The organism is Chryseobacterium sp. II3a, assembly GCF_057815135.1.
This window is the reverse complement of the sequence record NZ_JBYPZJ010000002.1, coordinates 544,310-569,085: the sequence shown is the minus strand read 5'-3', so window position 1 is coordinate 569,085 and position 24,776 is coordinate 544,310. Positions and strand designations below refer to the sequence as shown.

Sequence of the window (24,776 nt, the reverse complement as noted above, 5' to 3'; positions counted from 1 at the left end):
TATTTTAATTAAAAGTTTAAATAATCTTCTGTTTGAGTGAGTTCACTCCATCTGGCAGAAAGAAATTTTGCGTAATTAGAAGGGGAAATTCCATAGGTTCCCAAAGAATGTCCGTCATTTACTTCTACCAAAATTGTTTCTCCATTTTCATTTACTCCGAAATCCAAGGCATAAGAACGAGGCTGGGACTGAAATGCTGAGATTGCATTCCGAACAATTTTTAAATCAATTTTTTTATCCCATTCTCCTTTGTATCTTCTGATGTCCAGAATTTCTTTATATCGAATAAAACACCTCCATTCCGTTTTAAAATCTATCAGTTCAGAACACCATATTCTAATATCATTTTCCGGATCAATAAGACCTACGAAATCGATTTCGTTTTTGATTACCTTGCCTGCGAAAAGCTTTGTTTCCGTTTGTGGTTTTATGAAAATGTTCCAGTTTTTGCTGTTGAATGTTTCATTGATGGTTGAATCCCAGATCTTTCTTTTTAAATAGGCTTTCAGTTCAGTGGGATAATCAATCTCTTCATTTTCACGAATGATATTTAAATTTTGCAGACGTTTTCTAACATTTAGAATACCTCCAACGATAATATGCTCAGGGTTGTTATCAGAAATTTCGTCTGAGTCTATGAATTTTTCAACCTCGAATCCAAAGTTTTTAAAACCTTCATATGCTGTAAATGCATTCACATTATAAAACTCACCATCTTTATTGGTCTGAATATATGCTTTCATAGCGTAATAAGGTTAGGCAAAAAACAAATAAGCAAGCGCTATAGAGGTAATAATACCTACCAAATCAGCCAAAAGCATAGCAATTACCGTATATCTTGTATTCTTGATGGCTACGGCACCAAAGTATACTGCAATTACGTAAAACGTTGTATCTGAGCTTCCCTGAAGAACAGCTGCTAATTTCCCCTGGAAACTGTCTGCTCCGAAAGTAGCCATTGTGTCTACCATCATTCCTCTTGCTCCGGAACCGGATAAAGGTTTGATTAATGCGGTAGGGAGACCATCAACGAATCTTGGATCCAGGTGGGCTACATTGGCTACCCATTTCATTCCGTCAATAATAACATCAAAAACGCCGGAAGTTCTTAATAAAGAAATTGCGATCAGCATTCCAACCAGATAAGGAATAATCTTTACGCAGGTAGTAAATCCTTCTTTAGCACCTTCAATAAAGGCATCAAAAACGTTGATTTTTTTATAAACAGCTCCAAGTACAATCGCAAGGAAAATAAAGAGAATAAGGCCGTTACTTAATACTTTACTGAAATCATCAAGTTCGTCTTTACTTAATTGTACCAAATAGACAACTAATAAACCTATGATTGCAGAAATTCCTCCTACATAAGCAATCACTACCGGGCGAAGAAGGTTGATCTTCTGGTATAAAGAAACAATAATCATGGCCGCTAAAGTTGCTGCAAAAGTAGCAATCATACAAGGTAGAAAAATATCAGTAGGCGTTTTGGATCCCATTGAAGCCCTGATCGCAATGATTGATACTGGAATAAGCGTCATTCCTCCTGCGTGAAGGCACAGGAACATGATCTGTGAGTTGCTGGCAGTGTCTTTATTGGGATTTAAAGTCTGGAGGCTTTCCATAGCTTTTAATCCAAATGGAGTGGCTGCGTTATCCAATCCCAGAAGATTGGCACTGAAGTTCATCAGCATATGTCCGAATGCCGGGTGGTTTTTGGGAATATCAGGAAATAATTTAGAAAAGAAAGGTTGAATAAACCGGCTTAAAAGATTGATTCCGCCTGCTTTTTCAGCAATGCTCATGAATCCCATAAAAAGAGTCATGATTCCAATTAATCCCAAACATATTTTTACAGCAGTTTCTGAAGTTCCGATAACGCCATCAGCTTCCTGAACACGGTAAACGATTACATTTTGCTTTAATGAATCTGTTTTATAGTGAATTCTGCTGTCTGCAAAATCGTTTTTTTTCATCAGGCTGTCCTTCACAACAGGAGAGAGGGCGTTCATCGGTTGAGTCGCGATCTTTACCGTGTCACCACCTTTTCCCACTACCATATCATTGAAAATGGTTTTGTAATGGCTTGATGAAATGTATTTTATACTGGCAATGGCAATGGCAATGATAATGAAAGCCGACCAAATTCTGCTGAGAACCATTCGATTGATTTAATTGTTTAAACTTATCAAAAATACTTTAAACCACAAAAGTTACAAAAGAATTAAACACTTAAGTTTTTGAGAGGTGAGAAGGATTCTGTTGATAATAGTTTCAAGTTATTGAAAATCACTTGTTTTAACGCAATGTTCGCAAAGGTTTTTATAGGAAGATGTATATTTTTCGTTCGCAGCGGCATTAACACTTAGCAGAGTACGCAGGTTAGAAATCCTTGCTGAACGAAGTGCCTTTACGCTCAAAAATATGCATAAAGGTTTATAATTTCTTTGCGTATTCTTAGCGTAAAAAATAAAATATATATTAGTCTTCCAGATAAACAAGATGCCCCTCAAAATCATCATCCAGGTTTCTAAGAACTTTAGCATCATTCATTTTTTTGACCAATCCATCTACAAAAAAACTCTTTTCGAAGAATTGGCGGTGGATGCCGGGTAATAATTCCATGAAATAATCCATTCCTAATTTGTTGTTGTGGAGATCCATTTTGGTTTCCAAAGGCTGATTGGGAAACAGTTCTTCGTGAAGATCTGTCATTCTTTTACAGAAATCCAAAGCTTTTTCCGGGGAAGAAATTTTGCAGCAATACATCATGATAAAACAGCACCATAAGGCATGTCTGAATGCATTTCCGATTCCATTATTAGAGGCGGTTTCAGGGAATTTTGCCTGTGCAATGGTAAATGCTTTAACCGTAGCATGAAAGCTCAATATGGCAAAAAGAGGATGGGGGAGAACAAGGGATAAGAGACGCATAATCTTCTTAAAACTCATACTCCGGATGGTGTTGAAAAATATTTTAAAAGTCCTCATAAATAAAAATCTCTCCCTAATTAGAGAGAGATTGTATTGTTTTTGTTACAGAAACTATGCTTTTGCAGCTAATAAATTAACGGTTTTAGCAACAGTGTCCTGAATTTCAGTTCTTTTTACTATGAAATCTACAAATCCTTTTTCTTGTAGGAATTCAGAAGTCTGGAATCCTTCCGGTAAATCTCTACCGATGGTTTCACGAATTACTCTTGGGCCTGCAAAACCGATTAATGCTCCCGGTTCAGCCATGATGATATCAGCAGTCATCGCGAAAGATGCTGTAATTCCACCAAAAGTTGGATCACAAAGGTAAGCGATGTATAAAAGACCTGCTTCTGAAAGCTGAGCCAGTTTAGCCTGTACTTTAGCCAATTGCATCAAAGAATAAGTAGCTTCCTGCATTCTAGCACCTCCGGACTGACAGATAATCATATACGGAAGTTTGTGCTGGATACAGTAATCTACAGCTCTTCTGATCTTTTCACCCATTACAGAACCTAAAGACCCACCAATAAAAGCGAAGTCCATACAAGAAACTACCATTTCAGTTCCTTTTACAGTTCCTACAGCATTTCTGATAGAGTCTGTAAGCTTAGTTTTTGCTTTTACTTCTTTTAAACGGTCTTTATAAGGCTTTGTATCCTTAAAGTTTAAGATATCAATACTTTCAACATTGGCATCCAGTTCGGTAAATTTACCACCGTCAAAAAGGATGTCAAAAAATTCCGCACTTCCTATTCTCACATGAAATCCATCTTCAGGAGAAACGTAGTTATTTCTCTTTAATTCATCATGTTCCACAACTTTTCCGGATGGAGTCTGATGCCAAAGACCTTTGGGAACGTCTTTTTTCTCATCAGTAGAAGTGGTAATGTTTTTTGCTTTTCTTTTAAACCAGTCGAATGCCATTTTTAATTGTATTAATGTATAAATGTAAAATGTACCAATGTAAATGTACTCTGGGAGTCCTTTTTACATTGGTACAAATGTACAGTTCTTATTTTAAAGTATTTACGTTATTTAAATCTTCAAATGCTTGTACTAATCTTGTAGAGAAAGTTTCTTCACCTTTTCTTACCCAAACTCTTGGGTCATAGAACTTTTTGTTAGGTTTTTCTTCTCCTTCAGGGTTTCCGATTTGAGCTCTTAAATAATCAATATTGTTAACCATATAATCTCTTACTCCTTCTGTATAAGCAAATTGAAGGTCAGTATCGATATTCATTTTGATTACTCCGTAGTCAATTGCCTCTCTGATTTCTTCCAAAGTAGATCCAGAACCTCCGTGGAATACAAAGTTAATTGGCTTATCAGCAGTTCCGAACTTCTCCTGAACATATTTCTGAGAGTTGTCAAGGATTTTTGGAGTAAGAACCACGTTTCCTGGCTTGTAAACTCCGTGTACGTTGCCGAATGCTGCTGCAATCGTAAAGTTGTCAGAAATAGCTTTTAATTTTTCATATGTATACGCTACGTCTTCAGGCTGAGTATATAATTTAGAGTTATCAACGTCTGAGTTGTCAACACCGTCTTCTTCACCACCAGTTACTCCGATTTCTACTTCAAGAGTCATCTGAAGCTTAGCCATTCTTTCGAAATATTTAGCTGAAATCTCAAGGTTTTCTTCTAAAGATTCTTCAGAAAGGTCTAACATGTGAGAAGAGTAAAGAGATTTTCCTGTCTGCTTGAAGAATTCTTCGTTAGCATCCATTAGTCCATCGATCCAAGGCAATAATTTCTTTGCACAATGGTCTGTGTGAAGAATTACTGTTGCTCCGTAAGCTTCTGCAAGAGTGTGAATGTGTTTTGCTCCAGCGATAGCTCCTAAAATTGCAGACTTTTGTCCGTCATTGCTTAATCCTTTCCCTGCATTGAAAGCAGCACCTCCATTTGAAAACTGAATAATTACAGGAGAGTTTAATTTCGCTGCAGTTTCCATCGTAGCGTTTACGTTGCTTGATCCAATTACGTTTACTGCAGGCAATGCAAATTTGTTTTCTTTAGCATACTGAAAGATATCAGTAACTAACTGACCTGTGGCAACTCCTGCCGGAAAAATTCTGCTCATGTTTTACTTTTTATTATAAATTTATTAGGTGTTTATTTTCGTGTAAAGGTAATCATTTTTAAGAAATCATTAATTTCTTTTGTCACGCCCCCAAAGTAGCTTCTGACGGATGGTTTCGTAAAAGCTCAGATTATTAGGCTGCACCAGAAGAAGCTGAAAATCGGCTTTCCTGATGATAATTTCCTTATCGGTTTCAATATGAATCAATCTGGAGTCTAAAGACAATGAGTATTGGGGCACTCTGCTTTCCACTCTGAATTTAATTTCTACTTTATCGTTAACTACTAAAGGTCTCACATTCAGATTGTGAGGGGCGATAGGAGTGATGACGAAGTTTTCGTTATTCGGGGAAATGATAGGTCCGCCACAGCTTAAAGAGTAAGCCGTAGAACCAGTAGGAGTAGAAATAATAACTCCGTCGCCCCAGAATACATTTAAAAACTCATTATTGATATAAGAGTCTACCGTAATCATGGAAGTTGTTTCCTTTCTGGACACGGTAACATCGTTCAATGCATAGGGGAAAAAACCTTCAAGGTTGGGGGAAACCACTTCGATTACGGATCGGCGGCTTGTTTTTACATCTCCTTTTAAAATGGAATCCAGTTCTTTAAAAGCTTCCTCTTTTGTGAAGAAAGCAAGAAATCCTAATCTTCCGGTATTTACACCCACCACGGGTATTTCAAGATCTTCAATGAAAGTAAGGGAGTTTACAATGGTTCCGTCACCACCGAAAGTAAAGAAAAGGTCCACCTCTTTATCTAAAAGGTCCTGTTTATTGTTGAATGTTTCGAAAATCTTCGAAAATTGAAGTGCTTCAGCCATTTCATCATACAGAACAGATTTTACACCTCTGGTTTCAAGTTCAGAGATAAACTTGCTTAAATATAAAAAAGTATCAAGATCTTTTTTCTGAGAATATATGGCTGCCTTCATGTTATATTTCTATAAATTTTTGGAAAAAACCGAATCGGTCCTTAAACAGATCGGATTTCTCATCAGAATAGTATTTTTCAACAATTCTGTAGTCGTACCGGTCAAAAGTTGAGTCTATCGAGGCTAGGTTTTCATTGCTGATCTTGATGGTAATATGAATTACTTCATCAGACATAAAGCTAATGAACCCACCATAAAATTTCGAATTATTGCTTTCTACAATATTGGCAATTTCCGTCATGGAATACTTTCTGGCAGGAGTTTCTACGGTAAGAATAGCTCCTGATTCCGAAAATAATGGATAACGGGAAAGATCCTGGAAAATATCATCACAGGTAATATAGCCCAAATATTTCTCATTCTTGTTAATCACTGGGATTACATTGGTGTTGAATGTATAAAACAGGCGGATACTGTCCATGATATTATTATCATCCAGAATGGCAAATCGCTCGATCTGATGCTCAAGATCCTTCAAAGTTCCCCCATCTTCTTCGTATAAAAAGTCCTTGGCAAGGGCTCCGTAAAAATGATGGGATTTTTTGATGAAAATATGAGAATATCCGAAGTCATCCAATGTATTTCTTGCCGACTCTATAGAGTCCGACAGGCTAAAACATGGGAAATCTTTTGAGATATAGTCCTTGATAAACATTGTGCTAATTTATAAAAAATTAAACGAAACTGTTTCTGAAAACACGACTTTTTTTAAGTAAAAACAAAAAAAGTGCCGTTAAAATTTGTTTGTAAATAAAAAAAAGGTACCTTTGTCGCCTTTCATTTTTACTTTTTATTAGATTTATTTCAAACTGCACTGTCTACTAACGACATATGCAGTTTTTTTATTTTAGAGCTTTAGCAAACTCCCACATTACAATTCCGCCACATACACTTACATTAAGAGAATGCTTAGTTCCCAGTTGTGGAATTTCTAAGAATACATCAATATTAGGAAGTACCTCATCGCTGATTCCCTCTACTTCATTACCTAATATTAAAGCATATTTTTTAGACTTGTCAATAGTAAAATCTGTAATCATCTGGCTTCCGGTAGTCTGCTCTATACCTATGATTTCATATCCTTTACTTTTCAGATCTGAAATAGCATTGTTGGTATCTTCTTCATGAGACCAGTCTACACTTTCTGTAGCCCCTAATGCGGCTTTGTGAATCTCACGGTGGGGTGGTTGCGGGGTAATTCCGCAAAGGATTATTTTTTCAATTAAAAAGGCGTCTGCCGTTCTGAAAGCAGCACCTACATTGTGCATACTTCTGATATTATCTAAAATGATGACCAACGGAATTTTTTCAACTTTCTTAAATGTTTCTACATCTATTCTGTTAAGTTCCTCCAGTTTTAGTTTCTGTACCAATTGTTTTATTTTGTTGAGATTAATTTTCCGTCTTTATAGACCTCTGTTTTTTCAATGCTTCCGTCTTCACGGTAATGGATTCTATTGCCATTCCACTTGTCATTGACAAATTCTGTTTCGCGCTGTAGCTTTCCTGATGGATAGAATACTTTCCATTTTCCAGTGGCATGCCCGTTATCATAAGTTCCGGTCTGCTTTATAGATTTTCCATCTTCGTGAAAAAGTTTGGTTTCTCCGTGCAGTTTTGCAAATTTATAGTTGGAAACTTCCTCTGCAACTCCTTTGGGAGAATAGAAGGTGGCAGTAAAGCTGTTGTCATAAACATTTTTATCTCCGTTTCTATACATTTCCTTAGCAGTAAGAGTACCATTTTTATCATAGTAAACCCATTCTTTTACCTTGAAATCTTTCTTGAATTCACCTTTTGCATTGACTTTTCCGTTTTCGTGATAAAAAACAGCATCACCTTCTTTTTTTCCCTTCTTCCATTCAATCTCATTCTTTACCTGTCCGTTATCATAGAATTCTTTGCAGTTTCCTTCCTGCAATCCGTCTTTATATCCACAAGGTTTCTGTGCGAGGCCCATGATGGAAAAAGAAAAAAACAATAGAAAAATGTATTTCATAGCTATTTTTATTTCAAAAATAGTAAAATACTTATATTTGATTCAAAAATATACTATGAAAAAATTAATGACTTTATTTATACTGATGTTTGCTTTTTTGCACACACAGGCACAAAATACTTATTATCCACAAGCTTTTTTCGATAAAAAATTAGCCCGCGATATGCTTGCTTTCGGAAATTCAACCATTGAAGGGGTGGCTTCTACCAAACAAAAAAATAACTGGGGCATCAAACCACTGCTTGGACAGAAACATTATGCTCCGAAAGGAACGGTTATCATGCTTTTTCCGGTAACTCCTTATTTTGAAGAGTTTTATAGCATGAGAAAGAAGTATGAAAACAAGAAAACTACGGTGTATATGTCTGAAGAGGCTTTTAAATATAGAGTAGAAGCTTTAACAGACGACCACGGACGATTTAAATTTGAAAAGCTGAAACCCGGCAAATATTACCTAGAAACGATCGTTAATTTTACGGCAACTGGAAGTTATCAGCAGCAAACCGGAACAACAGATACTTATAATGGATTGGGTAACTATTTGTACTCATCACCCATTTATTCCACTTTTTTCTATGGTTATGATGCAGCGAACAGGGAAAGTAAGTTTGTAGAGATCAAACAGGACGGAGAACTTAAAGAAATCAACCTTTAAAGGGTTGATTTCTTATTTTTTGTTCATGATCTGGTGAACATTTTTTTCAATATTCTGGGCTATTGTTTCCATAGGAATATCATTCTCATCATTGTTGAACGGATCTTCAATTTCTTCAGCAATCATTTCAAGGCTCATGAGTACATAATATACAAAAACAGTAAGCGGAATCATGAAAAGCCCAATAGTAATTACATAAGCAATAGGAAGGGCAAGTACATATAAGATGATGAATTTTTTAATAAAAGAGGAATAAGAATAAGGAATAGGAGTATTTTTAATTCTTTCACATCCGCCGCATACTTCCAGAAATCCTGAAAGCTGAGTATCTAAATACAGCATTTCAATTTCTGAAATTTTCCCTTCTTTCTTTAATTGATTCAGTTTATGGCTTAGAAGGATAATAATCTCACTGGGACCATGGTTTTTCAACGTTTTTTCAATTTCTGTATAATCTTCATCCAATGCCAGACGTGTTGACTCTTTGGACAGATGCTTGGCTAAAAAGTGAGGGAAATATTTCAGGTATCTTGAAATCTGTTCCACATCCTGGCGGTTATCTCCAAGGATGGTATTGATCTTTATCGCAAAATTCCGGGTGTCATTCACCAGTTTTCCCCAGAGTTTTCTTCCTTCCCACCATCTATCATACGCCGTGTTGGTTCTGAAAACCAATAAAAGAGAGAGTACAAATCCAAGAAGAGAATGAATCATTCCTACATTACTTATGCCTGATTTTGCCGTAAGATGAAAATATCCTACCTCCAAATACTGAATTCCCCAGGAATATAATCCCACCATAATCATGCTTGGGAAAAGGATCTTCAGCGTATCACTTTTATGTAAGCTGAAAAGGATCTTAATGAAATGTTTTGTGTTATAGACTCTCATAAATTGGCTTAATATCACAAATATAAATTTTTCAGAATAAAGTAGGAAGTCTGAAGCTGGAAGAGAGAAGTTATTGAAGTTGTAGAAGTGGTTTAAGTTTTTTATAAAAATCTTTTATGAAAATGATCCATAGAGTTTGCCAACAATTAGAAACTTCCAGCCTCCTTCTTCCAGCTTCCAACTTAACAATCTTAATTTTTACAGTTTTCAAAAAAACACTATTTTTAGTTCACATTAAATACAAAATACATGATCCTCGAAAACGTAGATGTAGTGAATGATATCAGTAAAGAAGATTTTCAGAAGAATTATTTCAAAAAGCAAAAGCCTCTTTTAATTAAGAATTTTGCAAACCGCTGGGATGCTTTTGACAAATGGAATCTTGCCTATATTCGTGAAAAGGCCGGCGATCAGGATGTTCCTTTGTATGACAATAAACCCGCTGATGCGGCTAAAAGTTCTGATGCTCCGGTAACGAATATGAAGATGAAGGATTATATTGATACTATAAAAAGTAGACCTTCAGATCTCAGAATCTTCTTTTATATTATTACAGACAGACTGCCGGAACTTCTTAAAAACTTTACGTATCCTGATTTGGGAATAAAGTTCTTCAAAAGGCTTCCTACGTTGTTCTTTGGAGGAAGTGAAGCCCATGTATTGATGCATTATGATGTAGATTTGGGAGACTTCATGCATATCCATTTTGAGGGGAAAAAGAGAATTTTGTTATTCGATCAGAAACAGTCTCCGTTTTTATATAAAGTTCCATTATCCGTTCATACGATCTATGACGTAGATTATGAAAATCCTGATTATGAAAAGTTTCCAGCTCTGAAATATGCAAAAGGATACGAGATCTTCATGGAACATGGAGATGCCCTTTTTATTCCTGGAGCATTCTGGCATTTCAACCGATATCTTGAACCTGGATTTTCGCTGTCATTGAGAGCTCTTCCTAATAAACCCAATGTGTTTGCCAATATGCTTTATCATGTTTTTATTATGAGGTATACAGATAAAATTATGCGTAAGCTGTTTAAAGCAAAATGGGTGGAGTATAAGCAGAAGTGGGCTTATAAGAAAAGTTCAGAAGCGCTGGAAAAGCATTTGCAGAAAGTGAATTAGTATTAAAAGATGGAAGATGGAAGATGGAGGTTGGGAGTTATTTTTGCCGGAAATTCAATGTAAGTCTTTCATAAAAATATTCTGTTCTTATATCTAATGTTGTGTTATTGTAATTGGTTACACCGAATCTTCGATTTCTGACGAAGGAAGAGTCTTCTATACCCTTACAGATGTATAAAATGATAAGTAGATGTTTATAGCCAAATAGTAACTTCCAGCTTCCCGCCTCTGGCTTCCTGCTTTATTTATTAATCAATCCGAAAATTTTAGCATCCACAAATTTTCCTTTTTCAAAGAAGTAATCTCTAAGAGTTCCTTCTTCCTGAAAATTTACAGAAGTAAGAAGCTTTTCGGAGGAAATATTAGCGGGATCAATAAATGCATCTACACGATGTAGTCTCATGCTTTCAAACCCAAATGTAAGAATAGGGAGGATGGCTTCTTTCATATAACCTTGTCTCCAGAAAAGAGGATTAAGTTCGTAGCCAACTTCAGCCTTGAAATGTTCTCTGTGCCAGTTATGATAACCGCAGGTCCCAATTACTTTACCATCAGATTTCAATTGTAGAGCCCAACGGAACCCTTTTCCTTTCTCAAATTCACTGTTGAAATGTTGAATGATTTTCTGTGCATCTTCGGTAGATTTGAACGCTTCGAGATCATAATATTCCATGACCTTATCTTGGGAAAAATATTCGAATAGATCTTCGCAGTCATCAAGGGTGAGTTGTCGCAGAATAAGTCTTTCAGTTTCTAGAACAGGAAATTTCATGGATTTGATTTTATGGTGAAAATACGATTAATTCCTGACAGAGAAAAGTTATTCAGGATAACGATGAAACAATTCTGCAACCCTGGATTTATTTTTTTAAATTTGGGGCTCATTTTTTACTATGGCAAAAACGAAGAAGGAAACCCCATTAATGACTCAATATAATACCATCAAGGGCAAATACCCTGATGCACTTTTACTTTTCAGAGTAGGGGACTTTTATGAAACTTTTGGGCAGGATGCCGTGAAAACCTCTCAGATTTTGGGAATTGTCCTTACGAAAAGGAATAATGGAGAAGGAAGTGTAGAGTTAGCAGGATTTCCACATCATTCTATAGATTCTTATCTGCCAAAATTGGTAAGAGCTGGAATGAGAGTTGCGATTTGCGATCAGCTGGAAGATCCTAAAATGGTCAAAGGAATTGTGAAAAGAGGGGTTACAGAACTGGTAACTCCAGGAGTAACGTTCAATGACCAGGTTTTAAACTCAAAAAAGAATAACTTCCTGCTTTCCCTTCATAAGGAAAAAGAAAAATATGGAATTGCTTTGGTGGATATTTCTACCGGAGAGTTTTTGGTAAGCGAGGGTAACCTTGAAAAGCTGTTGCATATTATTAATACTTTTGATCCGAGTGAAATTATTTTCCAGAGAAGTGCACAGATTCCGGAGCAAATTAAGAACAAGAATGCTTTTAAACTGGAAGACTGGGCTTTTCAATACAATTTTGCCTATGAGAAATTAACCAGCCATTTTAAAACAAACTCATTAAAAGGGTTTGGAGTAGAAAACCTCCCATTAGCCATTACAGCAGCCGGAGCTGTTTTTGCGTATCTGGTAGAAGATACCCATCATAACCTACTTTCTCATATTACCAAACTTCAGATTATTCCTCAGGAAGATTATCTGATGATGGATAATTTCACCTTAAGAAATCTGGAAATCGTTTATCCAAGCAATCCGCAAGGAAAGTCATTGCTGGATATTATTGATAAAACTTCAACTCCGATGGGAGGGCGATTACTGAGGAGAAGAATTATTCTTCCTTTAAAATCTGTAGATGAAATTGCAAGAAGACTTTCGCTAATTGATTTCCTAAATGAAAATGATCACCTTAAATATGAAATAGGGCAACTGTTAAAATCAATTTCTGATCTTGACCGATTGATGGGGAAACTGGCCGCAGAAAAAATCTCACCCAGGGAATTTGGACACTTGCGTCAAAGTTTAATCAATATCCATACAATCAAAGCATTATTACATCCTCATGCGGATGTACTGGCATGGCTGGAACCTTTATTTGATCTTGAAGAACTGATTAAATTCCTGCAGAATCATCTGAATGAAGAACTTCCGGTAAGTATTGCTAAAGGTAATGTAGTAAAAGACGGGGTTTCTGAAGAACTGGATCGATTGAGAAACCTTCAGAGTAAAGGACGTGGTTTTCTGGATGAAATGTGCCAGAGAGAAATTGAAAGAACAGGAATTACAAGTCTTAAAATCGATTTTAATAACGTTTTCGGATACTATATTGAAGTCCGAAATACCCATAAAGATAAAGTTCCAAGCGATTGGGTGAGAAAGCAAACCCTTGTGAATGCAGAGCGGTACATTACCGAAGAATTAAAGGAATATGAAAACCAGATCCTGGGCGCTGAAGAGAAGATAAGCGTTCTGGAAAACCAGTTGTACAGAAATGTGTGCTCTGAAACGATGGTTTATATCGATCAGATCCAAGGAAATTCTAATATTATTGCACAGATTGATGTGGCTGCAGGACTATCTGAATTAGCAGTTTCAGAAAGCTATACCAAACCTATTTTGAATGACGGTTATGCAATTGATTTGAAGGAAGCAAGACACCCGATTATTGAAAATGCACTTCCATTAGGAGAAAAATATATTCCGAACGATATCTTCCTGGATAAAGACTCCCAGCAGATTATCATGGTGACAGGTCCCAACATGGCCGGTAAATCGGCAATTCTGCGTCAGACGGCTATAGTTTGTCTTTTGGCTCAGATCGGAAGCTTCGTGCCGGCTAAACATGCAGAAATCGGGATGCTGGACAAGATCTTTACAAGGGTTGGAGCAACAGATAATATTTCTGCAGGAGAATCTACATTCATGGTAGAAATGAATGAAGCAGCCAATATCCTGAATAATATTTCAGAACGAAGCCTTATCCTTCTGGATGAAATAGGGCGTGGAACTTCTACCTATGATGGGGTTTCTATTGCATGGGCTATTGCAGAATATCTTCATCAGCATGCTGCGCAGGCTAAAACTTTATTTGCTACGCACTACCATGAACTGAATGAGATGACCGTGAATTTTGAAAGAGTGAAGAACTTCCACGTTTCCATCCAGGAGAATAAAGGGAATATTATCTTCATGAGAAAATTGATTCCGGGGGGAAGTGAGCATAGTTTTGGAATTCATGTAGCTAAATTAGCCGGGATGCCTGCGAAAGTAGTCAACAGAGCTAATGAGATTCTTAAAACGCTTGAAGCTAGCCGAACTCAGGATGGAGGAGCCTCAGAGAATATCAAACGGGTAACAGAAGAAAATATGCAGCTTTCTTTCTTCCAGTTAGATGATCCGGTTTTGGAGAATATAAGGGAAGAACTTACTAAAATAGATATCAATACTTTAACACCGATTGAAGCCTTAATGAAGCTCAACGCCATAAAAAAAATGATTGGAGGATAGTCCAATCATTTTTCTTTTTATAAAAGTCCAAAAGACTTAGCAGCAGTATCCATCTTTACCTCTAGGACCGATAATCATAAAATGACTGCTTACTCCTCTGAGTTTGCATAGATCCTCTGCACAGTTGGCCTTAGCACCACCACTGATTTCTTTAAGCTCAGCTTTAGTAAGCTTCTTTTTGTGAGTGACTGATTTCTTCATATTTCCTGATTTGGTAATTTAATCTGTAATTAGCAGCAAGGGCCATCCTGAATTCCGTAAACGCCATATTGTTCCTCTCCGGTATTTCGGTCAAAACAACTAAATACCAGCGGGCAGATTGGGCCTGCTCCGTTAATCGTTTTCATCTCTCTTTTTGTAAGTTTCTTTTTTTGAATGTTTGATTTTTTCATAATATTTTAGTTTGATTGTATTCAAATATACAAAATTATTCAAATAATTCTATTGATTGTGAAAAAATAGATTATGTATAAGATGATAAAAAAGAGAGTCTTAAGATTTCTGGTTTCCAATTATTTATTACTTTTGAATATGAAGAATGTATTAAAAATCCTTGCTGTCCTTTTCTTTTGTGCGATTGGCAAAGCGCAGCAGACCGAAGTTTCAGTTCTGAAATATGAAGAGCTGGAAAAGAAAATCCAGTCAGAGAAGGATAAGTTTCTGGTTGTTAATTTTTGGGCAACTACCTGTGCGCCCTGTGTAAAAGAGCTCCCTCATTTTATGGAACTCAATCATGAATATGCAGGTAATCCTAAGTTTAAAATGATTCTTGTTTCATTAGACAGACTTGTGGATAAAGAAAGGGTTTTAAAATTCATTAAAAATAAAAATCTGACCGCTGAAGTTATTCTTTTAGATGATATTAAAAGAATGAATACCTGGATTCCAAGATTTGAAAAAGAATGGGATGGAAATATTCCTGTAACGATTTTTTATAAAAACGGAGAAAAAGTCTACTTCAATGACGGAGAAATGAGCAAAGAAGATCTGAAAAAAACAATTACTGAAAATCTATAATAAATAATTGATTATGAAAAATCTGAAAATTTTAATGGCTGCTATTATCACCGGATTAGGTTTGCTAAGCTTTACAACAATAGACCGCGATAATAATGAGCCTCAAAAAGAAAACGTCTCAGCTGTAAAAGGCTATGAAGTGGGAGATGAGGCTGCTGATTTTAAACTTAAAAATATTGACGGGAAAATGGTTTCCCTAAGCGATTTTAAAACGGCCAAAGGTTTCATTGTTATCTTTACATGCAATCATTGCCCTTATGCTAAAAAATATGAGGACAGAATCATTGAACTTGATAAGAAATATAAAAGCCAAGGATATCCAGTAATTGCTATTAATCCCAATGATCCAAATGTACAGCCGGAAGATGGTTATAAACAGATGATCGACAGATCAAAAGAGAAAGGATTTACTTTTCCGTACTTGGTAGATGAAGGGCAGAAGGTTTATCCGCAGTATGGAGCCACAAAGACTCCGCACGTTTTTGTACTGCAAAAGGAAAACGGAAAGAATATTGTAAAATATATAGGCGCTATTGATAACAATTATGACAATCCAAATGATGTGTCAGAATACTATGCTCAGGATGCTGTAAATGCTCTTATAAAGGGTGAAGCAGTGAAAATGACAAAAACAGTTGCCATTGGATGTACAATCAAAGTAAAGAAATAATATATTTGTCAAAATAAAAATCGGTATTCATTAAAATACCGATTTTTTATGCCCAAACTTTTTAAAACATAAACATGAAATTCCAATTTAGCCTTAAATATCTTCTCATTTCTATTGTTATTTTCCTGGTTGAAGTGCTGATTGCTACGAAATTGAAGGATATTTTCTTTGTGAGAGCTTATCTTGGAGATGTGATTGTAGTGATACTTCTTTATACTTTAGTGAAAAGTTTTTTCAGGGTAAACAATGAAAGGCTTATTCTTGGAATTTTAATTTTTTCCTGCTTTATAGAATTTGCCCAGTATTTCAATATAGCAGAAAAACTAGGCTTCCGTCCTGGAAGCCTGATGTATATTGTGATTGGAAATTCTTTTTCCTGGATTGATATCCTGTGTTATGCCGTAGGTTGTCTGTTGATCTATCTATTCGTAATAATGACAAAAGGTCAGGGCTTAACTACAACACCTGATCTCTAATACCTGCTACCTATAATCTATTAATCTATCTTCCAAAGCTGTCATATTTATCTTCAGCATATTTAATGAATCGGTTCAATAAAGCTACATTATCCTTTTCCATAGGGGAAAGTTCATTGTCTACATTATTAGAAACCGGAATATACCAATTCGTTTGTTCAAAGAAGTCTCTGTAAGTTTCTTTTTTAAAGGAATAACCATGCCTTGCAAATACTGAGTTTTTAATAATCTCCATATCCAGTTTTCTCAGGTTCTTGAGGTCTTTTTCACTAAGTTTTTGTTTAGAGGCGTTCAGTTTAAAAATTGCTTCCGAAGCAACCCGATTCTTTGATGTTGTGTAGCTTTCTGTTTTTCCATCACTGTCAGTATATTTCTCTACAAAATCTTTAGGATTGTTCCAGTCAACTAAATTGGAATCCGGATCAAGCATAAAATTAGGATTATAAACAAAATCTTTTTTGATAAGTTTGAGAGATTTCAAAGGAGCCTTTACCGCTTTTTTGTTGAAAGCATTCCATCTTCCGGTTAAACTGTCTCCATTCAGTTTTACCTCGAATCTGCCATCCGTTTTGTCGTTGCCTGGCTCGTCCAGAACAAAAGATTTGGATGTTTCATTAAAAACACCTCTTACAGGACGCTGGTTTCCATTTACAATGCTTTGTCCATACACACTGTCCTTGGTAATTCTATTGATTTTCAAAGAGATTTTTTTATAGACATTCTCATCATATTCAGAGCCGTCTACATCATCAACCATTTTTTCCATTCCTGCAAAATCACCTGTATACACTCCGTAATATTCTTTATGAACTTCAGGAATAATCACAGAATCTTTTTTTGCGGTTAGGGAATCCTTGCTGGACTCATTTGTTTTTCCATCTTTTTTGCAGCTTATCAGGGAAACTGCAAACAGGGAAATCAAAGTGTAGTGTAAAGTTTTCATATCTGTTTTTTTGTAATTAGGTATTCAATAAAAAGGATGTTGGGAATCCAGCCCAGCCATGCAATGATTTGGTAAACATCCATGGGATTGGGGTGGAATAAATATACAATAATAACCTTCCACATCCGCAATGTGATGGCCGATAATGTAAAAGCAAAACTCCGCCACATCCACTGCTTATGCTCTTTAAATCTTTTTTGTCTTGCCAGCTGATAAGCCCTGAAGGTAGAAAACCACCATAAAAAGCCTAGTAGAACAAATGAAATCTTCGAAAAAACTCCTCCATTGGCAAAAAAGCCCATATAAATTCCCGAAGGAGCAGCCAAAATCAAAATGAGAAAAATGTATACTTTTCCCATATTCCTGTGGAAGTTTTTTAATCTGAAATCCTTTCTGATGATCGCTAAGAATCCTGAAAGAAGGACAACAATGCTGGTATAAACATGAGTGTAAAAAAAGTAAAGATATTCTGGTCTCTGTTCCACCTCAGTCTGCTTAATCATCAGAAAGCTGACATTGGGATCCAAAGGAATATATTCCACTGTAATGCTAAGCATCAGCCAAAAGAAATACACAAATCCTATAATGAGAAGGATTTTGAAAAATGTGATATTTCTTTTGGCTGAAAGCATATTATTGAAGTGTCAAGTTTGTAGGAAAGCTGAAATCGCTGTTGACAGGTACTCCGTTTGACTCTGCAGGTTTCCATTTGGTTTTCAATGATTTTAAGGCTCTTTCTATTTCATTGTTAAGACCAACATTATCTCCAGTTACTTTGATATTTTCTATGTTACCTTTAATGTTAACTGTAAATATTGCTTTCGAAACGATTGTTCCTCTTGTTCCTCTTATTTTATCGGTATTTATTTTTTCAGCAATATCTTTTCGAAGTGTCATTAATCCTCCTGGATATTCCGCAGGTTTATGATCATTTTTTTCCTTAAAAATACCGTGGGTAGGAAGAGGATCTTTTATCTGAGAAAAAGCTAATTGAGTTGCTAATAATAAAATTAATAGTATCGTTTTTTTCATGTATTATTATTTTTTTTAATGTTTATAGGGTATTCAAATCCTGTGCAATCAGCCAACCTTCACTCCAGCATGCCTGAAAATTGAAGCCTCCTGTTACTGCATCAATATTTAATACTTCTCCCGCAATATAAAAATTAGGCAGCAATTTTGAAGACATGTTTTTGAAGTTAATTTCTTTTAGATCAACACCTCCTGCGGTAACGAACTCATCTTTAAAAGTTGATTTTCCAGTAACCTGAAATTTCTTTTTACATAGATTTTCCAGGATCTTCTGCATCTCCTTTCCTGAGATATTGGCAACCTGCTTATTAAGATCTACTTTTGAAATCTCCAGGATTTTTTGCCAGAATCTGTTCGTTATATCAAATATTTTTGATTGTCCAATCGTCTTTTTAGGGTTGCTTTGTTTGAAGCTTTGGAACATTTCGTCTGCATCTTCAATATCTACAGACACAAAATTAACCTCAATTTCAAAGTTGTATTTAAGTTTCGCAAGACTTATTGCTTCCCATGCTGAAATTTTCAGAACAGCGGGTCCTGAAAGTCCCCAATGCGTAATCAATAGTGGTCCGCTTTCTTCAGTTTTTAACTTAGGAATTGAAATCCCTGCATTTTCAAAACTGGTTCCCGGAAGATCTTTTAAAAGTTCATCTTTAATATTAAAAGTAAACAGCGATGGAACAAGGTCTATGATCTTGTGCCCCAAATTTTCAATAATTTTTAATGATTTTGGTGAACTTCCGGTAGTATATACGATATAATCTGCCTCAAAATCTCCGGAATTGGTTTTTACAAGATATTTTTCATCCTGTTTTTCAATCTCTTTTACACTGCATTTCGTTTGCACCACCACATTTTTCTTCTGAGTTTCATTCAGAAAAGTATTGATGATGGTTTGGGAAGAATTGCTTTCAGGAAAAGTTCGGTTGTCGTTCTCTATTTTCAAGGGAGCATTGCGCTGATCGAACCATTCCATAGTATCTCCCGGCTGAAATTTGGTGAATACACTCAATAATTCTTTGTTTCCACGGGGATAGAACTGTACCAATTCTTTTGGGTCAAAGCAGGCGTGGGTGACATTACAGCGTCCGCCTCCGGAAATCTTAACTTTCTGAAGGACATCCGAGTTTTGTTCTAAAATCGTAACCTTATATTTCTTTTCGTCTAGATTGGATGCGCAGAAAAAGCCTGCAGCACCACCTCCGATAATGATGATCTGTTTCATGTATATGTAATCTTATGCTGAAGATTATTTTTTCAAAAGTACAATTTTTATAAACCATCTTATTTGAGTATTTTTGAAGATTATAATTTTTAATTATACCAAAAACGATTTCAGTATGATTTTCTACCATAAATTTGAAGTACGTTGGAGCGATCTTGATGCCAACAAACACCTAGCTAATTCATCCTATGTACAATATTGCGCGCAAGCCAGAATGGCCTTTATGACCAAGGAAAAAATGGGGGTTACCCAATTAAGCAGATGGGGAATAGGCCCTGTAATCCTGCATGAAAGATATTCTTTCTTCAAGGAGATCTATGCTGATCAGACCGTTATTGTAAGTGTAGAGATTGATGGATGTTCAGATGATTCTTCTATCTACCGTTTCGTGCATAAATTCTATACTCCGGATGGAGTACACTGTGCAACTGCGGAGGCAACAGGAGTATGGATCGATATGATGTTAAGAAAAATGACCACTCCACCAGATGATGTAGTGGAAGCAATGAATAAATACAAAAGCGCGGAAACAGTAGTGTTATCAAAAGAAGACTTTAAAAAGCTTCCTTTCCACCCACACAATATTGATCCGGCAGAAATTAATATATAAATGATAAAAGATAATTGATACCCACAGAAAATTTGTATTCCTGATCTATCAATTATCTTTTATCAATGATCACTTATAAACAGAAATTTATGTTTGAAGATAAATCACAGGAGCTTACGCCCATTTCAAAATTAGGAGAATTCGGTCTGATTAAACATTTAACAGAATATTTCCCCTTATCCAATGAATCTTCGGAGCTTGGAGTAGGAGATGATGCGGCAGTGATTAACCCTAATAATAAAAAAGTGGTTCTTACCACGGATGTTCTGGCGGAAGGTGTACACTTTAACTTAGGTTATGTTCCATTAAAGCATTTAGGTTATAAAGCCGTAGTGGTCAACCTAAGCGATATTGCAGCAATGAATGCCGTTCCTACACAGATTCTGGTTTCTTTAGCTGTTTCCAACCGTTTTCCAGTAGAAGCTTTGGAAGAACTTTATGCAGGAATTCAGGCAGCATGTGCCAGATACAAAGTTGACCTGATTGGTGGAGATACTACAAGTTCTAATTCCGGATTAGTAATGAGCATTACAGCAGTAGGTATTGAATCTGACGAAAATATTGTGAAGAGAAGTGGAGCGAAACCTAATGACCTTCTTGTAGTAACAGGAGATTTGGGTGGAGCTTATATGGGACTGCAGATTTTGGAAAGAGAACATGCCGTTTATCTTGCTGATCCAAATATGCAGCCGGAGATGGAAGGATACGATTATATCTTGGAGAGACAATTGAAGCCTGAAGCAAGAACCGATGTTAAAACAATTCTGGAAGAACTGGATATTAAGCCAACTTCCATGATCGATATTTCTGATGGTTTGGCTTCGGAAATTCTTCATCTTTCCGATCAGTCTAGAGTAGGATTCAGACTGTATGAGGAAAAAGTACCATTGGATAATCTTACCATCTCTACAGCGGATGAAATGAACTTAAATCCTGTTATGACTGCATTAAGCGGTGGTGAAGATTATGAATTACTGTTCACTATTTCACCAAATGATTTTGATAAGATTAAAAACCATCCTGATTTTACCATCATAGGACATGCTGTGGAAAAAGAAGAAGGAAACTTTATGGTAGCAAGAGGATCCAACCAATTGGTAGCGCTTACTGCTCAGGGATGGGATGCCTTTTTAGGGAACCAAAACGGATAAAATTATTTAATTTTAAATATTGTAGAGAAAACCGCAGCACTTTTTTTGCTGTGGTTTTTGTTTGTAGCTTACTTATTTTAAACCCCCAGTGATGATTATACCAGAAAAAGAAATACCGATGCATCATCTTACCTCTGAAGAATTTCAGATGAGTACCCTAAGTGCAGCAGGCCCGGAGAATTTTCATGATGTACACCGGCATAATTTTTTTGAAATTATTTGGTTCAGAGAAGTCTATGAAAAAAGCTGCCTGGAACTGGATTTTGAGAGCTATAAACTAGAGAATAATCAAATCTGCATTATTGCACCGGGACAGGCATTCAATATGAAAGTAGAAGATGAGGAGGGATATGCTATGGCGATAAGCCGTGAAATTTTCAATGAAGCCTGTAATATTGAATCTGTACTTACCGGAGGTGTACTTCCGTTTCTTTTAGATCCTAAAAATGAGAAAACCTGCATTACACTCATCTCATTGATTGAAGAGGAGTATAAAGCCACCTCAAGGACTGAGCTTTTGAAGGCCTATCTGAAAGCATTTTGTATCATCATTGGAGAACAGATTAACCCACAGGAACCTTTACTGAATGACCGGCAGCGTGTTCAGGACTTGGTCGCTCTTATTGAGAAACATTATATTGTACATAAAGAAACGGCTTTCTATGCTGGAAAATTAAAAATAAGTACCCACCACCTCAATGATATTGTACGTCTTCTGAGGGGAACAACAGTAAAAAAAATGATCAATCAGCGTCTTATCCTGGAAGCCAAAAGAGAACTCAGTTTTGGAGCACTCACAGTGAAGGAGATTGCTTTTAAACTCGGTTTTAATGATGCTTCATATTTTTCAAGGTTTTTTAAGAAACATGCAGGGCAAAATCCTGAAAATTTTAAAAATAATGAAAAATAACAATCTTCAATATTTACAATTATGATGGTTTAAAATTGATTGTTTTTTATCTGGTATTATGTTTTAATCTTCAGTTTGTCCTATACTTCCTTCAGTTCTTTTATTGTGTTCACTTCCTTTTTAAGGCAATTTTGCACCCTGAAAAAAATCGCCTGTGAGGGCTTACAATTATGAAGAAGTTAGGTATTGTAGTGTTTATTTTAGCATTACTCAACACGTTAGAATCCTTAAGTATAGATCTTTATCTTCCTGCTTTCCCAAGCATGGCTGAAATTTTTAAAACGGATATCGGGCATATCCAGATCTCTATTTCTGTTTTCTTTGCCGGATTTGCTTTCGGACAATTATTATGGGGACCTTTATCGGACAAAACAGGCCGTAAACCTATGCTGTATTGCGGGCTTCTCCTTTTTATCATAGGAGCTACAGCCATTTATTTTACCTCAGATATTTACGTTTTATGGGCTATGCGTTTCTTACAGGCATTTGGAGGAAGTGCAGGGATTGTGATCGGAAGAGCTATTATTATTGATCTTTATGATAAACAAAAATCTGTAACCATCTTTGCACAGCAATCTCAGATCAGTGGTATAGCACCTATTGTTGCTCCTTTGATGGGAAGTGTATTTCTGAAATATTGGGGCTGGAACAGTTCGTTTGCCTTCTTATGCATTATGGGGATGATTACCTTCTTTATGGTATACAAATATGTTCCGGAAACAAATAAAAGAATCAGCCGGCCGGACCATGAAATAACGGATGAAAAAGGGTTGAAAGAACAGCTGAAAATGATTATCTCCAATAAAGAGTTCATCAACAGTACAATGGTAGGAAGTATTGCTTTTGCCTCCTTGATTATTTATATTTCAAATGCTCCGTTCCTGTTTATGGAAATTCACGGGTTTTCCAGTGAGACTTTCAGTTTCATATTTGCATTTAATTCATTAGCCTTGATTACAGCGGCTTATATTACACCAAGACTAATTAAAAGAATCAGTAACTCAGATCTTTTATTTGGAGCAACATTGATGCTATTGTTGGTCTGTGTACTTCACATTCTGATTGCTGCAGGAAGTGTTTCTGTAGCTTTGGAAATAGCAATGCTGTATCTATCATTACTGGCGATCGGAATACTATTTCCTATTACTTCGGCACATGCTTTATCCCCGTTTAAAGAAGGGAGAGGCACAGCGGCAGCATTATTGGGGTTCACACAACTGATGATAACCTTTTTAGTTTCGGGAATATTAGGCCTTTTGGAGGCGGATTCTATTATACCAATGGTGACTACCCGTGCAGGAATGGCATTGGTTGCTGTATGGTTTGGATATCAGATATTTAAAAGTAAAAAAACAGCAGTGCAGCAACAATCTGTAGCTTAATAAGTAAGTAAGCGGAAAGCTTGTGGATAAAAGCTATTGAAGGAAGAAGAGCGAATAACGGGTTAAATTTTTCTGGATTTTAGGGTTTGATTTATAGTAACTTTCATCTTCTGGCTTCCATCCCATTGAGCTTTATCCTGCCATTGCTTCGATTGGTCATACCATTTAGGCACTTAATCAAGTAATTTTTGTAAAAAATAGTCAAAAGGTTCTCTTTGCATAAAATTTAAAATATGAAAAGGAACCTTTTGACGGCTTTATGCTGTCTGTTGCCGTTAGGATATTGGGTAAGTGCCCAATCGGGAATCTCTGCTGAACTTAAAACAGAATACATCCCATCCTCTAATTATATCCGTCCGGAAGACAGTGTAAAGACGAATTCTAAAAGTGATTTTAAAAGGGTAGATCTTACTCTGAGTATTCCGTTATCAGTAAAAAAAGATAAAGAAGGTAAGGTAAAAGCATGGTCTATGCTATTGAGTGGATCTTATGCAAAGATGTCACACAAGAATTATGAAACCCAGTTATTTCCGGATCAGATGCTAAATGCCCAGGTGGGATTGCAACATGTAAGACCTCTAGGAAAAAAATGGAGCATGATGATGATGGCTTCTGTTGGAGTTTACACAGACATGGAAAGGGTAAGCTTTGATGATGTATTGGGGCAGGGAGGAATTGTCTTTATCAGGCATTTTAATCCTAATCTTGCCTTGGGAGCGGGGCCAGTGCTTACAACAGCATTTGGGGTTCCAATGGTGTTGCCATGGATCTATTTCGACTGGAAAACTAATGGAAAGGTAAAATTCAGAATTAATTTCCCGGAAGGTGCAGAAGTTGGATATCAGTTCTCTGAGGCTTTCACCTTAAAAGCTGTAGTTAATCTTAACGGAATGACAGTAGAAAGGAATAAAAACGGGGAATCTTTTATGTTTGGTTATCAGCAGATCACAGCGGGGCTCCGACCGGAAATAAAGATCAATGATAAGTTAAAAATAGGGATTACAGGAGGATCAACTCTGGTGAGAAGTTTCACAGAAAGCGAACGGAAAATCAAAAGTATCTTTAAAGAGAAAAACGTTGCAGATCCTAAGTTTTCCAGTACATTCTACGCTGCTGTATCTTTACGCTGGAATCTACCTTAAAATATAATAAAAGAGGCCGGAATGTATGTATTTGATCTAATTTTAACTTGAATAATTCCCCCCAAGCTTCC

At 36.2% G+C, this 24,776-nt stretch carries 28 protein-coding genes; 11 read left to right on the top strand and 17 right to left on the bottom strand.

The features are described 5' to 3' along the window. Nucleotides 1–8: 8 nt before the first annotated feature. From AC3HD6_RS07390 to AC3HD6_RS07350, 9 genes are all read right to left on the bottom strand, one after another. On the bottom strand, nucleotides 9–743 hold the full coding sequence (locus AC3HD6_RS07390) for an ATP-grasp domain-containing protein (RefSeq protein WP_488895764.1): 735 nt from the start codon (nucleotides 741–743) through the stop codon (nucleotides 9–11). 12 nt (nucleotides 744–755) lie between these two features. Then, nucleotides 756–2,159, bottom strand: coding sequence for a nucleoside recognition domain-containing protein (locus tag AC3HD6_RS07385; protein WP_488895763.1), 1,404 nt, complete (start codon nucleotides 2,157–2,159; stop codon nucleotides 756–758). A gap of 319 nt (nucleotides 2,160–2,478) precedes the next feature. Continuing rightward, nucleotides 2,479–2,988 carry a DUF6973 domain-containing protein gene (locus AC3HD6_RS07380; RefSeq protein WP_488895762.1) on the bottom strand — a complete coding sequence of 170 codons (510 nt, stop codon included), beginning with the start codon at nucleotides 2,986–2,988 and terminating at the stop codon, nucleotides 2,479–2,481. 54 nt (nucleotides 2,989–3,042) lie between these two features. Then, nucleotides 3,043–3,897, bottom strand: a complete 855-nt coding sequence (gene accD / locus AC3HD6_RS07375; RefSeq protein ID WP_347217710.1) for an acetyl-CoA carboxylase, carboxyltransferase subunit beta — start codon at nucleotides 3,895–3,897, stop codon at nucleotides 3,043–3,045. Nucleotides 3,898–3,985: 88 nt separating this feature from the next. Further along, complete coding sequence (fbaA, locus tag AC3HD6_RS07370; RefSeq protein ID WP_047095042.1) at nucleotides 3,986–5,056, bottom strand: class II fructose-bisphosphate aldolase; 1,071 nt, start codon at nucleotides 5,054–5,056, stop codon at nucleotides 3,986–3,988. 69 nt (nucleotides 5,057–5,125) lie between these two features. Further along, the gene (locus AC3HD6_RS07365; RefSeq protein WP_129058052.1) at nucleotides 5,126–5,992 is read right to left on the bottom strand and encodes an NAD kinase; all 867 of its coding nucleotides are present in this window, start codon (nucleotides 5,990–5,992) and stop codon (nucleotides 5,126–5,128) included. A 1-nt stretch (nucleotide 5,993) separates the two neighbouring features. Next, nucleotides 5,994–6,647: a CBS domain-containing protein gene (locus AC3HD6_RS07360; protein WP_488895761.1), complete on the bottom strand. Its 654-nt coding sequence runs from the start codon at nucleotides 6,645–6,647 to the stop codon at nucleotides 5,994–5,996. A gap of 187 nt (nucleotides 6,648–6,834) precedes the next feature. Continuing rightward, on the bottom strand, nucleotides 6,835–7,365 hold the full coding sequence (locus AC3HD6_RS07355; protein ID WP_488895760.1) for an RNA methyltransferase: 531 nt from the start codon (nucleotides 7,363–7,365) through the stop codon (nucleotides 6,835–6,837). Nucleotides 7,366–7,370: 5 nt separating this feature from the next. After that, a complete protein-coding gene (locus AC3HD6_RS07350) occupies nucleotides 7,371–7,991 on the bottom strand; it encodes a toxin-antitoxin system YwqK family antitoxin (RefSeq protein WP_488895759.1) in 621 nt (206 codons plus the stop codon). 55 nt (nucleotides 7,992–8,046) lie between these two features. Between AC3HD6_RS07350 and AC3HD6_RS07345 the strand changes: the two genes are divergently transcribed. Further along, nucleotides 8,047–8,646 carry a hypothetical protein gene (locus AC3HD6_RS07345; protein WP_488895758.1) on the top strand — a complete coding sequence of 200 codons (600 nt, stop codon included), beginning with the start codon at nucleotides 8,047–8,049 and terminating at the stop codon, nucleotides 8,644–8,646. A 12-nt stretch (nucleotides 8,647–8,658) separates the two neighbouring features. On the opposite strand, the gene AC3HD6_RS07340 is transcribed toward AC3HD6_RS07345, so the two are convergent. Beyond that, nucleotides 8,659–9,537 carry a bestrophin family protein gene (locus AC3HD6_RS07340; RefSeq protein ID WP_488895757.1) on the bottom strand — a complete coding sequence of 293 codons (879 nt, stop codon included), beginning with the start codon at nucleotides 9,535–9,537 and terminating at the stop codon, nucleotides 8,659–8,661. Nucleotides 9,538–9,786: 249 nt separating this feature from the next. On the opposite strand from AC3HD6_RS07340, the gene AC3HD6_RS07335 reads away from it, so the two are divergent. Next, the gene (locus AC3HD6_RS07335) at nucleotides 9,787–10,665 is read left to right on the top strand and encodes a cupin-like domain-containing protein (protein WP_488895756.1); all 879 of its coding nucleotides are present in this window, start codon (nucleotides 9,787–9,789) and stop codon (nucleotides 10,663–10,665) included. A 241-nt stretch (nucleotides 10,666–10,906) separates the two neighbouring features. Here AC3HD6_RS07335 and AC3HD6_RS07330 read toward each other — a convergent pair whose 3' ends face one another. Next, nucleotides 10,907–11,437 (bottom strand): GNAT family N-acetyltransferase, encoded by a 531-nt coding sequence (locus AC3HD6_RS07330; RefSeq protein WP_488895755.1) that lies wholly within the window; start codon nucleotides 11,435–11,437, stop codon nucleotides 10,907–10,909. Between the two features lie 121 nt (nucleotides 11,438–11,558). Here AC3HD6_RS07330 and mutS point away from each other — a divergent pair, with 121 nt between their 5' ends. Then, nucleotides 11,559–14,147 carry a DNA mismatch repair protein MutS gene (gene mutS, locus AC3HD6_RS07325; protein WP_488895754.1) on the top strand — a complete coding sequence of 863 codons (2,589 nt, stop codon included), beginning with the start codon at nucleotides 11,559–11,561 and terminating at the stop codon, nucleotides 14,145–14,147. A 36-nt stretch (nucleotides 14,148–14,183) separates the two neighbouring features. Here mutS and AC3HD6_RS07320 read toward each other — a convergent pair whose 3' ends face one another. Then, nucleotides 14,184–14,348 (bottom strand): bacteriocin, encoded by a 165-nt coding sequence (locus tag AC3HD6_RS07320; RefSeq protein WP_428141806.1) that lies wholly within the window; start codon nucleotides 14,346–14,348, stop codon nucleotides 14,184–14,186. Nucleotides 14,349–14,377: 29 nt separating this feature from the next. Continuing rightward, on the bottom strand, nucleotides 14,378–14,539 hold the full coding sequence (locus AC3HD6_RS07315; protein WP_167386962.1) for a hypothetical protein: 162 nt from the start codon (nucleotides 14,537–14,539) through the stop codon (nucleotides 14,378–14,380). Nucleotides 14,540–14,621: 82 nt separating this feature from the next. On the opposite strand from AC3HD6_RS07315, the gene AC3HD6_RS07310 reads away from it, so the two are divergent. The 3 genes from AC3HD6_RS07310 to AC3HD6_RS07300 all read left to right on the top strand — a co-directional run bounded on the left by AC3HD6_RS07310 (nucleotide 14,622) and on the right by AC3HD6_RS07300 (nucleotide 16,310). Then, entirely contained in the window at nucleotides 14,622–15,164 is a 543-nt protein-coding gene (locus AC3HD6_RS07310) for a TlpA family protein disulfide reductase (protein ID WP_488895753.1), read from the top strand. 13 nt (nucleotides 15,165–15,177) lie between these two features. Continuing rightward, complete coding sequence (locus tag AC3HD6_RS07305) at nucleotides 15,178–15,834, top strand: thioredoxin family protein (RefSeq protein ID WP_488895752.1); 657 nt, start codon at nucleotides 15,178–15,180, stop codon at nucleotides 15,832–15,834. Between the two features lie 74 nt (nucleotides 15,835–15,908). Continuing rightward, on the top strand, nucleotides 15,909–16,310 hold the full coding sequence (locus AC3HD6_RS07300; RefSeq protein ID WP_488895751.1) for a ribosomal maturation YjgA family protein: 402 nt from the start codon (nucleotides 15,909–15,911) through the stop codon (nucleotides 16,308–16,310). Nucleotides 16,311–16,335: 25 nt separating this feature from the next. Here the strand turns inward: AC3HD6_RS07300 and AC3HD6_RS07295 are convergent, their stop codons facing one another. From AC3HD6_RS07295 to AC3HD6_RS07280, 4 genes are read right to left on the bottom strand one after another with little or no spacing between them, the layout of a single operon-like run. After that, a complete protein-coding gene (locus AC3HD6_RS07295; RefSeq protein WP_488895750.1) occupies nucleotides 16,336–17,253 on the bottom strand; it encodes a YARHG domain-containing protein in 918 nt (305 codons plus the stop codon). Further along, complete coding sequence (locus AC3HD6_RS07290; protein ID WP_488895749.1) at nucleotides 17,250–17,885, bottom strand: DUF2306 domain-containing protein; 636 nt, start codon at nucleotides 17,883–17,885, stop codon at nucleotides 17,250–17,252. Before AC3HD6_RS07290 ends, AC3HD6_RS07295 begins: the two co-directional genes overlap by 4 nt. A gap of 1 nt (nucleotide 17,886) precedes the next feature. Then, nucleotides 17,887–18,285 carry an energy transducer TonB gene (locus AC3HD6_RS07285; protein ID WP_488895748.1) on the bottom strand — a complete coding sequence of 133 codons (399 nt, stop codon included), beginning with the start codon at nucleotides 18,283–18,285 and terminating at the stop codon, nucleotides 17,887–17,889. A gap of 22 nt (nucleotides 18,286–18,307) precedes the next feature. Further along, nucleotides 18,308–19,510, bottom strand: coding sequence for a BaiN/RdsA family NAD(P)/FAD-dependent oxidoreductase (locus AC3HD6_RS07280; RefSeq protein ID WP_488895747.1), 1,203 nt, complete (start codon nucleotides 19,508–19,510; stop codon nucleotides 18,308–18,310). A gap of 115 nt (nucleotides 19,511–19,625) precedes the next feature. Here AC3HD6_RS07280 and AC3HD6_RS07275 point away from each other — a divergent pair, with 115 nt between their 5' ends. The 5 genes from AC3HD6_RS07275 (at nucleotide 19,626) to AC3HD6_RS07255 (ending at nucleotide 24,705) form a co-directional block, all read left to right on the top strand. Then, entirely contained in the window at nucleotides 19,626–20,120 is a 495-nt protein-coding gene (locus AC3HD6_RS07275) for an acyl-CoA thioesterase (protein WP_488895746.1), read from the top strand. 89 nt (nucleotides 20,121–20,209) lie between these two features. Then, nucleotides 20,210–21,271 carry a thiamine-phosphate kinase gene (gene thiL, locus AC3HD6_RS07270; RefSeq protein ID WP_488895745.1) on the top strand — a complete coding sequence of 354 codons (1,062 nt, stop codon included), beginning with the start codon at nucleotides 20,210–20,212 and terminating at the stop codon, nucleotides 21,269–21,271. Between the two features lie 91 nt (nucleotides 21,272–21,362). Then, a complete protein-coding gene (locus tag AC3HD6_RS07265; RefSeq protein ID WP_488895744.1) occupies nucleotides 21,363–22,181 on the top strand; it encodes a helix-turn-helix domain-containing protein in 819 nt (272 codons plus the stop codon). A gap of 170 nt (nucleotides 22,182–22,351) precedes the next feature. Further along, entirely contained in the window at nucleotides 22,352–23,563 is a 1,212-nt protein-coding gene (locus AC3HD6_RS07260) for a multidrug effflux MFS transporter (protein WP_488895743.1), read from the top strand. Nucleotides 23,564–23,796: 233 nt separating this feature from the next. Next, entirely contained in the window at nucleotides 23,797–24,705 is a 909-nt protein-coding gene (locus AC3HD6_RS07255; protein WP_488895742.1) for a DUF6268 family outer membrane beta-barrel protein, read from the top strand. Nucleotides 24,706–24,776: the final 71 nt, after the last annotated feature.